This is a genomic window from Lysobacter enzymogenes, from assembly GCF_017355525.1.
In the GTDB taxonomy this organism is placed as follows: domain Bacteria; phylum Pseudomonadota; class Gammaproteobacteria; order Xanthomonadales; family Xanthomonadaceae; genus Lysobacter; species Lysobacter enzymogenes_C.
This window is the reverse complement of the sequence record NZ_CP067395.1, coordinates 4,274,142-4,291,594: the sequence shown is the minus strand read 5'-3', so window position 1 is coordinate 4,291,594 and position 17,453 is coordinate 4,274,142. Positions and strand designations below refer to the sequence as shown.

Annotated in this window: 17 protein-coding genes; 5 read left to right on the top strand and 12 right to left on the bottom strand. The window is 70.6% G+C overall.

The features are described 5' to 3' along the window. Positions 1 to 44 precede the first annotated feature (44 nt). Entirely contained in the window at positions 45 to 503 is a 459-nt protein-coding gene (locus tag JHW38_RS18090; protein WP_242690977.1) for a hypothetical protein, read from the bottom strand. A gap of 39 nt (positions 504 to 542) precedes the next feature. Next, positions 543 to 1,001, bottom strand: a complete 459-nt coding sequence (locus tag JHW38_RS18085; RefSeq protein WP_207522708.1) for a YiiD C-terminal domain-containing protein — start codon at positions 999 to 1,001, stop codon at positions 543 to 545. A 360-nt stretch (positions 1,002 to 1,361) separates the two neighbouring features. Between JHW38_RS18085 and JHW38_RS18080 the strand changes: the two genes are divergently transcribed. From JHW38_RS18080 to JHW38_RS18070, 3 genes are all read left to right on the top strand, one after another. After that, positions 1,362 to 2,168 (top strand): uroporphyrinogen-III synthase, encoded by an 807-nt coding sequence (locus JHW38_RS18080; RefSeq protein WP_207522707.1) that lies wholly within the window; start codon positions 1,362 to 1,364, stop codon positions 2,166 to 2,168. Positions 2,169 to 2,392: 224 nt separating this feature from the next. Then, a complete protein-coding gene (locus JHW38_RS18075) occupies positions 2,393 to 3,388 on the top strand; it encodes a uroporphyrinogen-III C-methyltransferase (RefSeq protein WP_207522706.1) in 996 nt (331 codons plus the stop codon). Positions 3,389 to 3,440: 52 nt separating this feature from the next. Then, the gene (locus JHW38_RS18070; RefSeq protein ID WP_207522705.1) at positions 3,441 to 4,691 is read left to right on the top strand and encodes a heme biosynthesis HemY N-terminal domain-containing protein; all 1,251 of its coding nucleotides are present in this window, start codon (positions 3,441 to 3,443) and stop codon (positions 4,689 to 4,691) included. 106 nt (positions 4,692 to 4,797) lie between these two features. Here JHW38_RS18070 and JHW38_RS18065 read toward each other — a convergent pair whose 3' ends face one another. From JHW38_RS18065 to JHW38_RS18050, 4 genes are all read right to left on the bottom strand, one after another. Next, positions 4,798 to 5,361: a hypothetical protein gene (locus JHW38_RS18065; RefSeq protein WP_207522704.1), complete on the bottom strand. Its 564-nt coding sequence runs from the start codon at positions 5,359 to 5,361 to the stop codon at positions 4,798 to 4,800. 174 nt (positions 5,362 to 5,535) lie between these two features. After that, positions 5,536 to 7,122 carry a CocE/NonD family hydrolase gene (locus JHW38_RS18060; protein ID WP_207522703.1) on the bottom strand — a complete coding sequence of 529 codons (1,587 nt, stop codon included), beginning with the start codon at positions 7,120 to 7,122 and terminating at the stop codon, positions 5,536 to 5,538. Between the two features lie 375 nt (positions 7,123 to 7,497). Next, on the bottom strand, positions 7,498 to 8,229 hold the full coding sequence (locus tag JHW38_RS18055; RefSeq protein WP_207522702.1) for a hypothetical protein: 732 nt from the start codon (positions 8,227 to 8,229) through the stop codon (positions 7,498 to 7,500). Between the two features lie 230 nt (positions 8,230 to 8,459). Beyond that, positions 8,460 to 9,737: an acetyl-CoA C-acetyltransferase gene (locus JHW38_RS18050; protein ID WP_207522701.1), complete on the bottom strand. Its 1,278-nt coding sequence runs from the start codon at positions 9,735 to 9,737 to the stop codon at positions 8,460 to 8,462. 151 nt (positions 9,738 to 9,888) lie between these two features. On the opposite strand from JHW38_RS18050, the gene JHW38_RS18045 reads away from it, so the two are divergent. Continuing rightward, positions 9,889 to 10,806 (top strand): hypothetical protein, encoded by a 918-nt coding sequence (locus JHW38_RS18045; protein WP_207522700.1) that lies wholly within the window; start codon positions 9,889 to 9,891, stop codon positions 10,804 to 10,806. A 219-nt stretch (positions 10,807 to 11,025) separates the two neighbouring features. On the opposite strand, the gene JHW38_RS18040 is transcribed toward JHW38_RS18045, so the two are convergent. The 4 genes from JHW38_RS18040 to JHW38_RS18025 all read right to left on the bottom strand — a co-directional run bounded on the left by JHW38_RS18040 (position 11,026) and on the right by JHW38_RS18025 (position 15,158). Further along, positions 11,026 to 11,523 carry a GNAT family N-acetyltransferase gene (locus JHW38_RS18040; RefSeq protein WP_207522699.1) on the bottom strand — a complete coding sequence of 166 codons (498 nt, stop codon included), beginning with the start codon at positions 11,521 to 11,523 and terminating at the stop codon, positions 11,026 to 11,028. A gap of 89 nt (positions 11,524 to 11,612) precedes the next feature. Then, positions 11,613 to 12,191 (bottom strand): superoxide dismutase family protein, encoded by a 579-nt coding sequence (locus JHW38_RS18035; RefSeq protein ID WP_207522698.1) that lies wholly within the window; start codon positions 12,189 to 12,191, stop codon positions 11,613 to 11,615. A 508-nt stretch (positions 12,192 to 12,699) separates the two neighbouring features. After that, positions 12,700 to 14,106 (bottom strand): nitrogen regulation protein NR(I), encoded by a 1,407-nt coding sequence (gene ntrC, locus JHW38_RS18030; RefSeq protein ID WP_207522697.1) that lies wholly within the window; start codon positions 14,104 to 14,106, stop codon positions 12,700 to 12,702. Beyond that, on the bottom strand, positions 14,103 to 15,158 hold the full coding sequence (locus tag JHW38_RS18025) for a two-component system sensor histidine kinase NtrB (protein WP_207522696.1): 1,056 nt from the start codon (positions 15,156 to 15,158) through the stop codon (positions 14,103 to 14,105). The genes ntrC and JHW38_RS18025 overlap by 4 nt, the downstream gene beginning before the upstream one ends. A gap of 162 nt (positions 15,159 to 15,320) precedes the next feature. On the opposite strand from JHW38_RS18025, the gene JHW38_RS18020 reads away from it, so the two are divergent. Continuing rightward, a complete protein-coding gene (locus JHW38_RS18020) occupies positions 15,321 to 16,118 on the top strand; it encodes an SDR family NAD(P)-dependent oxidoreductase (protein ID WP_207522695.1) in 798 nt (265 codons plus the stop codon). Positions 16,119 to 16,155: 37 nt separating this feature from the next. Here the strand turns inward: JHW38_RS18020 and JHW38_RS18015 are convergent, their stop codons facing one another. Together JHW38_RS18015 and JHW38_RS18010 are read right to left on the bottom strand one after the other, a co-directional pair. Further along, positions 16,156 to 16,749, bottom strand: coding sequence for a hypothetical protein (locus JHW38_RS18015; protein WP_207522694.1), 594 nt, complete (start codon positions 16,747 to 16,749; stop codon positions 16,156 to 16,158). A 268-nt stretch (positions 16,750 to 17,017) separates the two neighbouring features. Further along, positions 17,018 to 17,452: a hypothetical protein gene (locus JHW38_RS18010; RefSeq protein WP_207522693.1), complete on the bottom strand. Its 435-nt coding sequence runs from the start codon at positions 17,450 to 17,452 to the stop codon at positions 17,018 to 17,020. Between the last annotated feature and the right edge of the window lies 1 nt (position 17,453).

Sequence of the window (17,453 nt, the reverse complement as noted above, 5' to 3'; positions counted from 1 at the left end):
AGCGGCTGTCGCTATCTCCTAGCTTCTACTCGCTATCTCCTGCTTCACTGGCCTTCCCAAAAGTCCGGCAGGCCGCCGATGACCCACCATGTCTTGGCTTCCGGGTCCCATTCCCAGGCCTCGGTGTAGCGCACGTTGCGCTCGGCCAGGGTGTGGCGGTTGATCACGCCGATGTTGACGATGCGCACCGCGGTGCCCTTTTCCTTGTCGACTTCGCTGCCGACGTCGTTGTAGCCGGACACCTGGATCTGCTTGTAGCGCTCCAGCTGCATCGGCGTGGGCGCCAGTTGCTTGCGCAGCTGCGGCTTGATCAGGTTGGCGGCGCCTTCGAAATCGCCCCAGCGGATCGCCGCGGAATAGGCGTACTGCGCTTCGGTCAGGCGGTTGTTCTGGGTGCCGGTGGTCTGGCAGCCGGCCAGCGCGAACGCGAACAGGCAGGACAGCAGCAGGTACTTCATCAGGCGCATCGCGGACTCCGGCTCGGTGGGCGGTTTGGCGTGCATCCTACCCGCCCGCCGCGGCCGCGTCAGGCGCCGGCCGGATCAGGCTTTGGCGATCGCGACGTAGCGCGCAGTGAACTCGGTCGCGACCCCGCCTTCGGGCAGCAAAGCGCGCGCGATCAGGCCGGTGCGGGCGCGGCCGCGGCCGCGCAGGGTCTGCACGAACACGCTCCAGTCGGCGTCGGCGGCCAGCTCGGCCTGCACTTCCAGGTCGCCGAACAGCGGCGCCAGGTAGCGGATCTGGCTGTCGGCGACGAACACTTCCGCGCGCAGCTCGGCGATTTCCAGGCCCAGCGAGACCAGGCCCCACGAGGCCAGGGTCATCACCGAGGCGAGGCTGCCGCCGAACGCGCAGCCCTTGTCGTTGACGTGGTGGGCGAGCGGCGCGCGCAGGCGCAGGCGCTTGCCGTCGTAGCCGGCGATGCCGACGTTCATCGCCGCGACCGGCGGCATGGACTGGTAGTGGGTGTGCAGGCGTTGCAGAGCGGCGTCGAAAGTCATCAGCGTCGGAAGCGCGGTGCGGGGGAATGGATAACGTGCGGGGCACGGACGGAACGCAACGGCGGGCCGGCCGGCGGCCGCGCGAAGCAGACCACAGGAACGAATCGCGAACTGCGGGACACGGGGAACGGTGTTGCGTATTCGGTGGTGCGGAAGCCGTGTTGCGGAAGCGGTGTTGCGCGAACGTGCTGCAAAACGAAATCGCAGGAACCGAATCGAAAAACGATTGCGCGAATCCGGTATCGATACGGCGCGGCGCTTGCAGCGCAACCGCGCTGCGCGAGCGCGAAAACCCTCGCGTAAACGTACTGCGACGCATGGCGGCTGCCGTTGCGCGCGGCGCTGTGCGAAGCTGCGCGCATGAGCCGCGAGCCGACGATACCGCCGCGATGGTACGTGATCTCGTTACGTCCTAGTGACGAACACGAGGCGCTACGCTGTATCGCAGCGCAATACGCCAGCGCATTGATCGAGCTGTCGCCGTGGTCGATCCGCAGCGAAAACACCGCTGCGGCGCGCGCGGCCTTGGCCGCCGCCCTGCAGTCGACGCAAGTCGTGGTCACCAGTCCCAACGCGGTGCGCGCCTTGCGCGACCTGTGCGCGGCCGATGCGCGCGCGGCCGCGCCGACGCTGCCGCAGCCGCCGCAACGCGCCGGTCAGGCCTGGTATGCGGTCGGTGCCGGCACTGCACAGGCTCTGGCCGAATTCGGCATAACCGATGTTCGCTGGCCCGAGCGCATGGACAGCGAAGGCCTGCTCGCCCTGCCCGGCCTGGACCGCTACGCCGCCGGCGACAGCGTCGGCTTGCTGACCGCGCCCGGCGGCCGCGGCGCGATCGCGCCGACCCTGGCCGCGCGCGGCGCGCAGCTGCGGCGCGCCGACATCTACCGGCGCGAGCCGGCGCCGCTGGACCGGTTCATGGTCGCGCGCCTGATCGATGCGCGCGCGCCGCTGCTGCTGGCGCTGTCCAGCGGCGAGGCCTTGCAGCGCGTGCTCGAACGATTGCCGGCCGAGGCCGCCGCGCGGCTGCGCCAGGCCCGGGTCAGCGCGGCCAGCGCGCGGCTGGCGCAGCTGGCGCGCGAGGCCGGGTTCGCCACGGTCGGCGTCGCCGCCGGGCCGGGCGCGGAGGAATTGCTGGCGCCGCTGGCGGAGACGACGGGCACTTGAGCGAACCGACCTGCGCGCGGCGGATGCGGCACGGCCTGCTGCGCACGACCGGTCGCGCGCCTTCGGCTTGGCGCGGCACGCCGACCGCGCCCGCTCGGATGCGGCGCGACTCGTCCGGCCCCGCACGAGAACGCGCCGTCCGTCCGCGCCGAGCGCCCGGCCGCAACGAAACGCGATCGCGTCAAGGCGGTCTTGATCCGTTCATCCGGTAGCATGGCCGGGTCATGAACGACCCCGCCGATCCCGTGTCCCTTTCTCCTTCCGCCGCGGCGCCCGCGCGCCGCGGTTCGTCCGCCTGGCTGTGGCTGGTGTTGCTGGCGCTGATCGCCGCGGCCGGCTGGTTCGGCTGGCGCCAATGGCAGCAGCGCGAAGTGCTCGAACGCGAGGCCGCGGCCGACGACGCGCAGCGCCTGGAGGCGCTGGAGCAGCGGGTCGACACCTTGCGCACGAACCAGGACGCGCAGAACCGCCGCATCGTCCAGGCCGACAGCACCAACCGGGTGCTGCGCGACGAATTGCACGGCATCGGCCAGCGCGCGGCGCTGATCGAGGACAGCGTGTCCAAGCTCGCCGACCCCAACCGCCACGGCGCCCAGGCCATGCGCCTGGACGAGACCGAGCTGTTGCTGACCCTGGGCCAGCAGCGCCTGCAGATCGCCGGCGACCTGGAAGGCGCGCGCCGCGCCTACATCCTGGCCGGCGGCGTGCTCGACGGCATCGACGATCCGGCCTATCTGAGCCTGCGCCAGACCCTGCTGCAGGAAACCGCCGCGCTCAAGGAACTGGGGATCGAACCGCGCATGCAGGCGATGGCCAAGCTCGACGCGCTGGCGCAGTCGCTGACCCTGCCGGAAGACAGCGCCCGCCCGGCCGTCGCCGAGCCGTCGCCGTGGTGGCGGCGCGCGTTCGGCACGCTGATCGAAACCCAGCCGGTCGACCGCACCGTCGCCTCGCATCCGGCCGACCGCTCGGCCGCGCTGGCCGGGCTGCAGCTGGAGATCTCGCTGGCGCGCGCGGCGGCCGAACGCCGCGACGCGCCGGGCTACAAGATCGCGCTCAAGCGCGCCGAACGCTGGGTGCAGCGCTTGTCGGCGCCTTCGCCGACGCAGGAAAAACAGCTCGCGAGCCTGCGCGAACTGGCGGCGATGCCGCTTTCACTGACGGTTCCCACCCTCGGCACCACACTGCAGCAGTTGCGCCAGTTGCGCACGGCGCACTGAGCGCCGCGCGCACCGACCGCACCGACCGGGCTCCGAGGAAGGACGCGCCACGATGAATCTGTTCCGCAATCTCCTGTTCTGGATCGTGCTGGCCCTGGTCGGCGCCTTGGTCGCGCAGTTGCTGCTACAGGATCCGGGCCGCGTCGTCGTCACCTACGGCGGCTACGACTACCTCACCAACGTGCCCAAGGCGCTGTTGATGCTGGTCGGCGGCCTGCTCGCGCTGTGGCTGGTGTGGAAGGCGCTGAGCCTGCCGTTCGTGGCCATGCGCCGGCACCGCAAGAAGCAGGCGCGGGCGCGCTTGATCGACGGCCTGGACGCGCTGCACCAGGGCCATTGGAGCCGCGCCGAAAAATCGCTGGCGCAGGCCGCGCGCAGCCGCGACACGGCCGCGGTGGCCGGGGTCGGCGCCGCGCATGCGGCGGCCGCGCGCGGCGATGCCGCGGCGCAGGCGCAGCATCTCGATGCGATCGCCAGCGACTACCCGGCCGCGCGCGCGCTGGCCGCGGCCGAATACGCGCTGGCCGAACAACGCGCCGGCGATGCGCTGGCCGCGCTCGATGCGCCGGCCGCGCAGCCGCTGCCGCCGCGCGGACTGGCCTTGCGCGCGCAGGCGCTGGCCGCGCTGGGCCGCGCCGGCGAGGCCTACGGCCTGCTCGGCGCGCTGCGCCAGAGCAACGCCTGGCCGGCCGCGCGCCTGAGCCAGCTGGAAGCGCAATGGGCCGAAGCGGCGCTGCGCGAAGCCGCCGACGCCAACGTGCTGGCCGACCTGTGGGAAAGCCTGCCCAAGCCGCTCAAAAGCGAACCGGCGGCGGTGGCCGCCTACGCCGAACGCGCCGCCGACATGCGCTGGGAAGAAGCCGCGGCGAAAAGCCTCGAACAGGCGCTCGACGCGCGCTGGGACGAACCGCTGGCGGCGCTGTACGGACGCCTGCCGATCGGCCGGCTGGAAGCGCGCCGCGCCCAGGCCGAACGCTGGCTGGCCGCGCGTTCGGGCAGCCCGGGGCTGTTGCTGAGCCTGGCCCGGCTGGCGCGCGCGCAGAGCCAGTGGCCGCAGGCCGAAGCTTATCTGCACCGCGCCGTCGCCCAGGGCGCCGGCAGCGAAGCCTGGGAAGAACTCGGCCACGGCTTCGCCCAGGTCGGCGACGAGAGCCGCGCGCGCCTGAGCTACCTCAACGCGCTGCGCGCCGCGCGCGGCGAAGCGCCGAGCGAACTGCCGGGCCGCGACCTGCGCCAGAAACTGTTCGACGAGGCGGTGGTCGAGGAACGCGACGAGTTCGGCATGCCGCGCTTGCGCGGCTGACCGGCCAGGCGCCGATGCGATGCAGAACGGCCGCAGCGATGCGGCCGTTCTGTTTTTCGCGCAGGCGTTCCACCGCGGTCGTTCGCGTGCGCGTCCGGCGCGGCGCTCACACGCCCGTGTCGCGGAACCTCGGCAGGGTCGCCAGGAATTCCTGCGCCGCGCCGCCGAAGCGCGCGTAGCGTTCGCCGATGCGCTTGGGATACAGCGTGCGCGAGGCGATCATCGCGGTGACGATCGAGCCCAGCAACGCCGCGACGGCGAGCGCGAACAGCGGGCCGGAGTTGTGGGCGATGCCGAAGAACAAGGCCAGCGCGAACCCGCCGAGGCAACACAACGCGGCGGCGATCAGGCGCGAGCGGCGCTTGGCGTGCTGCGCGCACAGGCTGGCTTCGAGCCGGCAGTTCTTGCGCACGATCATCGCCACGATGGCGTAGATCAGCAGATTGAACAGCACCAGCAGCAGCCACCAGGCGCTGTGCCAGTAATAGGTCTTCTTCAGCCGCGTCTCGCCCGGCGCGTTGCATTTGACGCAGCGGCCCGGCAAGTGCGAATCGCGCACCGCGATCAGATCCGGCCCGTCGCGCCACGGCCCGCGACGGTCGTCCGATTCGGCGACGGCGCTGTCGGCGAACGCGCTTTGCGGCGCTTCGTATGGATTGAACGTCTGCATCCTGCCCCCTGTGGCGCGTGCATTGCGCTTCGCCCGCGGTTCGCGGCGATCCCCGCGGCCATCGTATCGCCGCGTGCGCCGCGCGCAAGGCGGCGACACGATACGCACTGCCGCAGCCGGCCGCACGAACGAAAACGGCGCCTCGCGGCGCCGTCTTCGTTCCGACCCGAACGCTCAGCGCAGCGGCACGGTCAGCGTCGCCGGCGCCGAGGCCGGCGAGCTGAAGCTCAGCGTGCCGCCGATGCGGCTGGCGCCGGTGTAGCGCGGATCGGCGGTGTCGATCACCAGCACCAGCCGGCGGCCCGGCGCGAGGTCCCAACTGGTCGCTTCCAGGCGCAGGTCCAGGTTCTGCGCCACGCCCGGCCGCGCGCCGCGCAGCGAATAGGGCTTGTGGCTGAGCAACTGGCCGTTGCCGAGCAGATCGACGCTGTAGAGGTAAGCGAACACGCTGACCTCGCTCTGGCTCGGCGTCACCGTGATGCGCAGCTGCGGCATGCCGCTGAGCTGGGCGCCGCTCCAGTACACCGGCGATTGCCACACGCCGGCGCCGGCGCGCGCGACCAGCGGGATCGACGCGGTCGGCGCGACCTGCAGCGATTGCAGGAAACCGCTGACCATCGCTACGCCGGAATCGGCCACGGTCGGCAGGCCGGTCAGGATCGACTGGCTCCAGCCCACGCTCGGCGCGCTGCGCAGTTCGCCGGTCGGGGCGATCAAGCCGCTCGGCTTGCTCAACGCGAACACCGTCGCGCCGCTCTGCACCGCGTTCCAGTCGGCGTAGCCGCGCCAGTCGCCGGCCTGCGACTTCAGCCGCACCGCGGGTTCGCGCGGTACGCCGTTGTCGGCGCCCTTGAGGTGATGGTCGAACCAGCGCTCCACCGCGGTGTAGGTCTCGTTCGGCAGGCCGAGCGCGCCGGGCGCTTCGATCGTGGCGTGGTCGCCGTGGGCGAACAGCAACTGCTTCGGCCCGCTCAGCGCGTTGTAGAAATCCACGTACTGGCCCGGCGGGAACAGGCTGTCGTTGAAGGCGTTGGCCAGCAGCACCGCGGTGCGGTTGCGGTTGAGCGCGGCGACCTCGGTCATCGGGCTGCGCTGCGGCACGATCGGCAGCAGGCCGGCGACGGCGCCGTCGAAATCGCCCAGGGCGATGCGCGCGGTGGCCTGGGCCAGCTCCGGCCCGGGCCGGCCGGTCAGCGCGCCGGCGACCACCAGCAAGCCCGCGCCCTGCTGGCTGACGGTGCGGTTGGCGTACAGCGAGGCCTCCAGGTCGGCCCAGCCGCTGAGCGCGGCCACCGCCTTGATGCGCGGATCGCGTTCGGCCGCGAGCAGGCTGATGCCGGCGCCGTAGGAAATGCCGCTGGCGCCGATCCGGCTCGGGTCCGACGGCGTGTTCGCCAGCGCCCAGTCGATCACCGCGCTGACGTCCTCGACCGTGCCCGGCCCGGCGATGTCGATCTGCCCGGCCGAATCCCAGAACCCGCGCGAGGTGTAGCTCACCACCACATAGCCCTTGGCCGCCAGCTGGCCGCCGCGGCCGACGTACTCCAGGTTCGGCACCGCCCAGCTGGCCGGCATCACCAGCAGCGGGAACGGGCCCGGGCCCTGGTCCTTGGGCACCATCACGAACGCGCCCATGGGCGCCCCGTCCCAGCCGGCGATGCGCTGGTACTGGCCGCTGAAGCCGCCGGCGTAGGCGGCCGGGGCGAGGACGCTCAGGAACAGCAACAGGAACGACAGCCACCACGTTTGAATCCTGCGCATGAGTCGTCCCCTCCCAAGGACCGGTCCTGCACGAATGGATACGTTTGCGTATGGTTTACCGCCTGGCGACCGTACCACTGCGCATGGATGGGCAACAACGGCGGGGATTCGGCAACCCGATGAACCGTGGCGACCTGGGTCACGGAATGGCGTCATGAGGCGCCCAAAAGGCGCGATAAGGCTGTCTTTCGTGTGTGCCGCACAGAGTTCCGGAGGGCTTCGGCCCTGCCGTTCGCGGTGTGGGCGGGCGGCCGTTCGCCGCTGCGGATCGGAAGGCGCCGGCCGGGACGACCGTTCGCCCAAGCGCTGCCGTCCCGGCCGGAACGGTCTTTCGGCTCAACCGATCGAAAAACCGCGGGCGCGAAGGCCCCTCGCTCAGAAATCCACGATGTCGCCGTTCTCGTCCAGGCGCGCATGCGCCACGCTGCGGTCGCGGATCAACTGCAACTGCGCATCGACGATCTTGCGCAGAGTCGCGGCATCGTCGGCCTCGACCTGCTTGCCGGGAAAACCGGCGTCGACGCGCAGCGCCTCGAACGTGGCGCGGGCCTCGTCGAAGCGGCCGAGCCGGCGCTGCAATTCGCCGACCATCAGGCGCGAGTGATAGGCGCGGTCGTTGCCGGCCTCGCGCGCGGCGCGCTTCTGCCAGGCCTCCAGGGCTTCGGCGGCGTAACGCGGGTAACGGCGCGCGCCGGCTTCCCAGGTCGCCGCGAGCAGGGAGCGGGCGATCACATCGTCGGACGCGCCGAAGAAGGTCTGTTGCTTGGCCAACCGATAGTACGGCGTGTCCTCCGCGACCCAGCGGCGATAGTCGGACGACGCGACGAAGGCGCGCAGCCGCTCCAGTTCCGGCGCGTCGTAGCGGCGTTGGTCGTCCTCGACGATGAAGCCGTTGCCGGGGCAGGCCGGCAGCGGGCCCGGCGAGGCGATCGGCCCGTAGTGCTGGCCGTCGAAGTAGCGGCCGAACGAGGTGCCGGATGCGGCGACGCGGGCGGTGAACGGCTGGCCGTCGATGGGGCAGACGAAGGACTCGTCCATGAAGGTCATCGCCGCGGCCGACAGCGGGGCCAGGCCCAGGGCGAGCGATAACGCGAGCAATGCGCGCATGACAGATCCTTGTCGCGACGGAGTCCGCATTGTGCCTGAAACGCCGGCGGCGGGACCTGGGGGCGGGGTTCCTGCGGTTCGAGGCGGGCAAGACCGCTGCAGCGGGAAAAGAGCGTCGGAACCGACGCCCTGCCATACCCTGCCCGCAAAAACGCATCGGGGCCGAAGCTTCGCAGCTTCGGCCCCGATGCAGGCAGGCGACAGCAACAGTACGGTCAGCGCCGCAAAACTCAGCGCTCCAGAATCGCCACCACGCCCATGCCGCCGGCGGTGCAGATCGAAATCAGGCAGCGGCCGCCGCCGCGTTGCTTGAGCTCCTTGGCGGCGGTGGCGACGATGCGCGCGCCGGTCGCGGCGAAGGGATGGCCGGCGGCCAGCGACGAGCCGTTCGGGTTGATCTTGGCCGGGTCGATCTTGCCCAGCGGCGCGTCCAGGCCGAGCCGGTTCTTGCAGTAATCCTCGCTCTCCCACGCGCGCAGCGTGCACAGCACCTGCGCGGCGAAGGCTTCGTGGATCTCGTAGATGTCGAAATCCTGCAAGGTCAGGCCGTTGCGCTTGAGCATCTCCGGCACCGCCACGGTCGGCGCCATCAGCAGGCCTTCGCCGTGGACGAAGTCGACCGCGGCGACCTGCGCGTCGCGCAGATAGCACAGCACTTCCTGGTTGTGCGCCTGCGCCCATTCCTCCGAGGCCAGCAGGCAGGCCGAGGCGCCGTCGGTCAGCGGAGTCGAGTTGGCCGCGGTCAGGGTGCCGCGGCCGGAGGTCTTGTCGAACGCCGGCTTCAGCGTGGCCAGCTTTTCCAGGCTGGAATCGGCGCGCAGGTTGTTGTCGCGCGAGACGCCGCGGAAGCTCACCACCAGGTCGTCGAAGAAGCCGCGCTCGTAGGCGGCGGCGAGCTTCTGGTGCGACGACAGCGCCCACTCGTCCTGCGAGTCGCGCGAGATGTTCCACTGCTTGGCCATGTCCTCGCAGTGGTCGCCCATGCTCTTGCCGGTGCGCGGCTCGGCCACGCCGGGGAACTCGGGCTTGAGCTCGCGCAGGTGGAAGCCCTTGAACGCGGCGATCTTGTCCTTGGTGGTCTTGGCCCGCGCGGCCTGCAACAGGCGCCGGCGCAGGCTGCGGCCGTAGACGATCGGCACGTCGGAGGTGGTGTCCGAGCCGCCGCCGATGCCGGCCTCGATCTGCCCGGTGGCGATCTTGTTGGCGATGGTGATGATCGAATCCAGCGAGGTGCCGCAGGCGCGCTGCAGGGTGATGCCCGGGGTCAGCGGCGACAGGCCCGAGGACAGCGCGGCCTCGCGGCCGAGGTTCCAGTCGCTGCTGTGCTTGATCACCGCGCCCATCGCCACTTCGCCGAGCTGTTGGCCGTGCAGGCCGAACTTTTCGACCAGCGCGCCGAGCGTGCGCACCGACATCCCCAGGTTGCCGACATCCGCGTAGGCGGTGTTCTGCCGGCAGAACGGGATTCGCACGCCACCGAGCACGGCGACGGGACGGTTTTGACGCATCGGCAGCACCTCTGAAAAGCGGGTTTCGGGGAAAGACCGGGCGGGAAAGCGATCGGTGTTGACGCGGGCCCACGGGGCAGAGCGGGCATAATGGAGCCCAGTGTAGCGCCGCCGGCGCGCTCTACCAAACGCCAGCGTATCCTTGGTGACCATGACCTCCGAAAGCCCCACCGCACGCGGCCCCGCCGCGCCCCTGCACGTCCTCGGCGCGCTCGCCCTGGAGCTCAAGGGCGACGCCGCCGTCGCGCGCAGCGCCCTCGCCCGCCAGGACGCCGGCGCCCTGTCGGAGAAGATCGCCCGCGACCTCGCCGGCTTCGCCGCCGACACCGCGGCGCTGGACCTGGTCACCGTCGGCGCCCATTACGACCCGGTCGAACTGCTGCGCCCGGGCTGGCCCCTGCACCGCGAGCTCGACGAACTGGCCGCGCGCGCCCCGCGCGAACGCGGCGCCGAACAGGCCGGCCGGGTCATCGCCTTCGGCGCCCACGACGACCAGTTGCCCGGCGCGCTGACGCCCTCGCCCGATTTCGCCGGCGGCCCGCTGCGGCTGGTGCCGTTCGCGCTCAGCGGTTCGGCCGAGCTGGTCGCCCGGGTCGGCGAGATCCTCGAATCGAGCCTGCTCGAACGCGGCATGGCCGGCGCCGACACCGCGCTGGCGGCGCAGGACGCGTTCGGCCTCAAGGTCGAGCACGCGCGCTACCTGACCGTGCACGACCTCGCCGCGATGATGGCCCTGCAATACGAACACGCCGGCCTGGGCCCGTTGTGGCCGCTGCTGGAAACCGCGCTGCTGCAGCCCGAGGGCGAGCATTGGGTCGACGCGCCGCCCGAGCCGCTGGTGCATTACGCCGATGGCGAAGCGCGCATCGCTTTGTTTTCGCCGGCCGCATGGCATGCGCGCTACGCGCCGGAAGCGCCGTGCGATACCGATGAGTGTCGCGAGAAGCTCAACCGGCGTTACCAGCATTTCGAAGCGCGGCTGCGGCAGATGTCGGCGGTGCTGGGGGCGCATGGGGTGCCGGTGACGTTCGTGCATTGCGACGACGAGCAGCCGCGCGAGGCGATTTGACCCTCGTCTCCCTCTCCGCTTGCGGGAGAGGGCCGGGGTGAGGGCTGAGCGCCGTAGGCGCGAATGGCTCTTGCCGCTGCCGAACACCCTCACCCCAACCCCTCTCCCGCAAGCGGGAGAGGGGCTCGGCATCGCAATCGCCGGTCGGCTGCGTCGCATGCGTCGGTCGCGGCGCGCTGCGTTCGCGGATTCGTTGCGCCCGTCCGCTGCGAACGCAGCTCAGCGCCGGGTCGCGGCGAATTCCTGTTCGAAGATGTCGTAGCCCGCATCGACCATGCCCTGGCCGCGATACGTGCGCTGCGCCGCCGCGTTGCCGCGCTCGACGTACAAGCGCAGCCCGATCGCATCGGGCGTCGCCTGCGCCAGCGCCGCGACATGGCTGTGCAGCGCGTCGTACACGCCCTGGCGGCGATGTTCGGCGGCGACGTAAACGCTCTGAATCCACCACCACTCGCCATTGCGCCAATCGCTCCACTCGCGCGTCAGCATCAAGGTACCGGCCGGAACCGCGATGGTTTCGCGCCCGGCGGTTTCCGCTTCGCGCATCGCGACGAAGTAACGCGCCTTGGCCGGATCGGCGAGGCCGGCGGCGACGCCGGCGTGGACGGTCGGCGGGTCCAGGCGCTTGTGCTCGGTTTCCCAGGCCATCGCGATCATCCACTGCGCGATGAGGTCGCAATCGGCGGGAGCGGCGTCGCGGATGCGCAGATGGGTCATGGCGATGGGATCGTTATCGGTGTTGGCGTTGCCAACGGTTCGGATCGAAGCGCGAAGCGTCGGGCTTTGCGCTTCGATCCGGCGAAGTTTCAGCGCCCGGTCTTGATCACGCCGCAGGCCAGACGCGCGCCGGCGTTGCCGGTCGGCTGGGTCTTGTAGTCGTCCGGCGAGGCGTGGACGATCACCGCGCGGCCGGCGACGTCGTTCGGCGCGCCGCCGCCGAGGGTCACGCCGCTGGCGTGCGCGTCGACCTTGGCCACGCCGTCGGCGTTGGCGACCAGATTGTCCATGTCGCCGGCATGGTGCGCGCCGTGATCGACCTGGCCGTGCGGCTGCGCAGCCGGATTGAAGTGGCCGCCCGCGCTGGTGGCGTCGGCGGCGCTGCAATCGCCCTTCTCATGGATGTGGATGGCGTGGGTGCTGTTCGGCGTCAGCCCGCCGATCTCGCCGGTAAGGTGCACGCCGTCGCCCATCGGGCGCAGGGTGAGCTTGCCGCTGACCAGACTGCCGGATGCCGACGCCAGCACCACGGTGGCCGAACTGGCGGTGGATACCGGCTTGGGACCGGCGGATGCCGGCGGCGGTGTCGGCTTGACGGTCTGGCCGCCGCACGCGGCGAGCGCGGCGGTGGCGGCGGCGAGTAAGGCGATGCGTAGAGTCGCGGTCATAGCGGTGCTCCTGGTCGGCGGCGTCGCGCGGCGACGCCCGGTCGTGGGGCCGACGCTAGCTGGGCCTGGGTTCAGCGCGGGTGAAGCGCAAAGGCGTGGCGGCGCGGCGTGTGTGGTGGCCTTGCCGCGCGATTATGGCGGCGATGCGGGCGATCGCGCCACGGCGGCGGCGAGCCGCCAAGCGCAGCATCGTTGCGGTGCGGCAAGAAGTGCCGCAGCTGCGCGCCGTGAGGTTACGCGGCGCGTCGGCTTTGCGGGAGGGTCTTCAGGCCCGATGTCCTGAGCTGAGAATCGGCGCAGCGAATCGTCTCTTTGTGGGAGAACCTTCGTACCCGACGTCCCGAGCTGCGAACTGGCGCAGCGCCTCGGTTTTTGTGGGAGGGCCTTCAGGCCCGACGCTTTTCGATCCGGCGCTCAAGCGATCGAGGTCGTGCGCCTTCGCAACTGAAACCAGAGCGCCGGGCCTGAAGACTCTTCCGAAAGAACTCTCCTACAAACGGCGCCGGCCTCAGCTGCGGCGACGCCCCGGCCCGAGCTTGCGCGTCAGCGTGTTGCGCCCCAGCCCCAAGCGCGCGGCCGCTTCGGTGCGGCGCCCGCCGGTGTGGGCGAGCGCGGCTTCGAGCAACGCGCGGTCGAAACGCTCGCGCGCGTCGGCGTGCAGGTTCGCGCGACCGTCGGCCAGCTGCGCGCGCGCCCACGCCGACAGCAGCGTTTCCCATTCTTCGCCGGCGTCGCCCGCCGCGGCCGGCGCCGCGCCGAGCGCTTCGTCGAGATCCTCGCGCGCGATCGCGTCGCCCGGCGCCAACGCCGCCAGACGCCAGCACACGTTCTCCAGTTCGCGCACGTTGCCGGGCCAGTCGTGCGCCATCAACCGCTCCAGCGCCGGCTTCGACAAACGTTTGAGCGGCGCGCCGAACCGCTGCGCGGCGGCGGCGAGGAAACGCTCGGCGAGCTGCGGCAGGTCGCCGCGGCGCTCGCGCAACGGCGGCAGGCGCAGGCGCACCACGTCCAGGCGATGCAGCAGGTCGGCGCGGAAGCGCCCCTGCGCGACGAGGTTTTCGAGGTCCTGATGGGTCGCGGCGATCACCCGCACGTCGACCCGGATCAACTCGCGCCCGCCGACGCGGAAGAACTCGCCCTCGGCCAGCACACGCAACAAACGGGTCTGCAACGGCAACGGCATGTCGCCGATTTCGTCGAGGAACAGGCTGCCGCGGTCGGCCTGCTCGAAGCGGCCGACATGGCGGCGCTGGGCGCCGGTGAACGCCCCGGCCTCGTGGCCGAACAGTTCGCTTTCCAGCAGTTCGGCCGGAATCGCCGCGGTGTTGAGCGCGACGAAGGGCTTGTGCGAACGCGGCGATTCGCGGTGCAGCGCGCGCGCGACCAGTTCCTTGCCGGTGCCGGTCTCGCCGGTGATCAGCACCGACAGCGGCGCCTGGGCGAGACGGCCGATCGCGCGGAACAGGGTCAGCATCGCCGGCGTGTCGCCGATCAACGTGTCGTCCGCTGTGGCTTCTACCGCGGGTTCGTCGCGTTCGGCCGGCGCGCGGGTCGCCAGCGTGCGCGCGGCCAGCGCCACGGCTTCGTCGAGATCGAACGGCTTGGACAGGAATTCCTGCGCACCGCCGCGGAACGCGCCGGCGGTGCTGGCCACGTCGGTGTAGGCGCTCATCACCACCACCGGCAGCGACGGCGCGCGCGCCTTGAGTTTTTCCAGCAACACCAGACCGCCGTCGCCGGGCATGCGCACGTCGGTGAACAACAGGTCCGGCGTGCCACGCTGTTCGAGCGCGCTCAAGGCGTCGGCGGCGTTCTCGAAACCGTCCACGGTGTAGCCGGCCTCGCGCAGCGCGGTGGCGAGCACGAAGCGGACCGAACGGTCGTCGTCGACGACCCAGATGCGCGCGGCGCTCATGCGCTTTCCCCTTGATCCTCGATGTGCATCGGCAGCAGCAGCGTGAACACGGTATGCCCCGGGCGCGAGCGATACGTCAGCGAACCGCGGTGTTCGCGCGCGACCTGCTGCGCCAGCGCCAATCCGAGCCCGCTGCCTTCGGCGCGGCCGGACACCAGCGGCAGGAACAACTGCTCGGCGAGTTCTTCGGGCACGCCGCGGCCGTCGTCGATGATCTCCAGGCGCAGCGCGATCGGATGCGCGCTGTCGCCGATGCGCGCGCCGTGCTCGACCCGGGTGCGCAGCTGGACGTGGTTGGCGCCGGCCTCGATGGCGTTGCGCGCCAGATTCCACACCGCCTGCATCAAGCGGTCGGCGTCGCCGGCGAATTCCGGCAGGCTGGGATCGTAGTCGCGCACCAGCCGCACCGCCCAGCCGGCGTCGGCTTCGGCCAGGCGCAGCACGCGTTCGAGCACGGCATGGATGTTGAGCGGCGCGTGCGGCCGCGGCGGCGCCGGCGTCAGCAGGCGGTCGACCAGACCGGTGAGGCGTTCGACTTCGCTGTCGATCAGTTCGATCAGCTCGCGCGAATCGGCGTCGTCGACGCGGCGCGCGAGCAGTTGCGAAGCGCCCTTCAAGCCGGCGAGCGGATTGCGCAGTTCGTGGGCGAGGCCCTTGAGCGAGGCCGACAACGCCGACGGCAGCAACAGCGCCGGGTCGTCGCCGGGAAACTCGTCGACCGGATGCGCTTCCAGCAGCCAACCGCCGTCGTCGCGCCGGCTCAGCCACAGGTCGGCGAAACGTTCTTCGCCGTCGCCGTAACGCAGGCGCATGCGGCGCATGCGCAGCGGCGCTTCGTCGCCGCCGGCGCGCGCGACCGCCAGCGCGAGGCGGCCGTCGCCGGCATCGAGCCCGGCCAGCGGCCAGCCCAGCAAGCGCCGCGCGCCGACGCCGAACCAACGCGAGAAGGCGAGGTTGCAGCCGGTCAGGACGCCGGCCGCGTCGCTCCAGGCCAAGGGCGTGGTCAGCGCGTCGAGGCTGAGGTCGGGGGCGGGCTGGGGGTCGGCGGGCATTGCACCATCATAGTGCAGAGCCTGCGCGCGGACAGGGGGCCAATCGGCGCCTTTCGAACTTAACCAACTGGTTGACAACAAGGTGCGGCAGGGCTTTAGCTAGGCACCCCGGGCGACCGGCCGGACCGGCCGAACGCACCGTCATGGCTCAACGGAGGACGTATGCAAGGCGAACTCACAGGCAAGGTCGCGGTGGTCCACGGCGGCAGCGGCGCCATCGGCGGCGCGGTGGCGCGCGCGTTCGCGCGCGAAGGGGCGCGGGTGTTCCTGGCCGCGCGCGGGCGCGAACGGCTCGACGCTACCGTCGCCGCGATCGCGGCGGCTGGCGGCAGCGCCGAGGCCGATTGCGTCGACGCGCTCGACGAAGCGGCCGTCGACGCCCACGCCGACCACGTCGCCGCACGCGCCGGCGGCATCGACATCGCGTTCAACGCCGTCGGCTTCATGCACGTGCAAGGCGTACCGCTGGCCGAGCTGAGCCTGGACGCGTTCGAACTGCCGGTGCATCGCTACATCCGCAGCCACTACCTGATCGCCCAGGCCGCCGCCGCGCACATGCGCGCGGGCGGCGCGATCCTCTCGCTGGTGACGCCGGTGGCGCGCATGACCGGACCCGGCTATCTCGGCCATTGCGTCGCTTGCGCCGGGGTCGAGGCTTTATCGCGTCACATGGCCGGCGAACTCGGTGCGCGCGGCATCCGCACCGTCTGCCTGCGCTCGCATGCGATTCCCGAAACCTTGCAGCACGGCTCGCATGCGCGCGAAGTGTTCCAGCCGCAGGCCGACGCGGCCGGCATGAGTCTCGACGAGATGATGCGCGGCGCGGCGGAAAGCACGTTGCTCAAGCGGTTGCCTTCATTGGACGAGATCGCCGGCGCGGCGGTATACGCGGCATCGGACCGCGCCGCATCGATGACCGGCGCGATCCTCAACCTCACCAGCGGCGTGCTGCTGGACTGAAAACGGTGCGGCCGCGACGGCCGCACCGATGTGCGGATCAGGGTTGCTTGACCGCGGTGGGCGAACCGTTGGCGACATACAAACCGGTGCAATTGCCGGAACTGTCGCGGGTGAAGTCGATGTAGGAATCGGGACCGACCGATTGCACCGCAGCGACGATGTTCGGACTCGAACTCAGGCACATCGTATTGTTGCCCGCCGCGTTCTGCGCCTCGCAACCGGCGTGCAGCGAGCTGCCCGTCGCGCTGATAAAGCAGCTGATGATCTGTTTGGTGTCGACGCTGTTGCGCGCCGAGCCGATCATGCCGTAGGCGCGGATCACCTGATTCGACGAGTTGGTTTCCAAGGTCACCGGGACGTTGCCTTTGTCGCCAGCGAAGGCCGTGCCGCACAACGCCGTCGAGACCGTTAACGCGGCCAGCGCCGCCGAGATCGAATGCTTCATGGTATTTCCTCCTTGAAAGCCCGCCGGAATGGCGGGCGCGCCGCGACTGGAGCACGCGGCGGCGGCGGCCACAATCACGCTGGCGCCGCAGCGGGCACGGATTGCGCGGACTGCGTTGCGCGTCGCATCGCGCCCGTGGCTGTCATCGCAGGCGTTCGCGTTGCATTCGCCGAGTCGGCGCGCCATCCGGCCCCAGCCCGAACCGCCGCAGGCCTGCGATGCCCGCGGTCCATCCGCCCGAGCCAACCGCGGTCCTTGCCCGGCACTCGGACCGGGCTCCGTCGATGACCGGCTCGATCCTCGACCACGCCAGCGGCGCGGCGGTCGACCGACACCGGTGCGCCGGTCAGGGCAGCCTGATCGCGAAGGACGAACCGTTGGCGACGTAGAGACTGGTGCAGTTACCGGCCTGATCCAGGCCGAAATCGATCAACGAATCCGTTCCGATCCCTTATCAATCTTCGATAGACACCCGAAGGACGATGTCCAGATAAGTCGGCGCCCCATCCGGAGCGCGTTCTTTCAGTTCATCGAACAAGTACTCGATTTCCACGCTCTTACCGACCTGAAACTCCCTCATGGCATCTGGCGTGTCCGAGTACATGCTTTCCGAAACCTCTTCTCCCCTCTCGGTCAACAACGTAAAACTGTTGGGGCTTCCGCTCCTATCCTGTCCAGCCTCGAAGACGGCCGTGACGACGCCAGAAACGGACTTCCGAGGGATCGCGCCGGTCCTCACGCTCTTCCACCATTGCGGCGAACCAAACAAGCCCCAAGTCCCCTTCAAGCCCATTCCCGGCTTGGATTGATCGAGCGTCAGAGCCTGAGTATCCCGCACCAGATCCGGAGAGCCATCGAGGGCCGTCGCAAGATTGTAAATGTCTTTCATT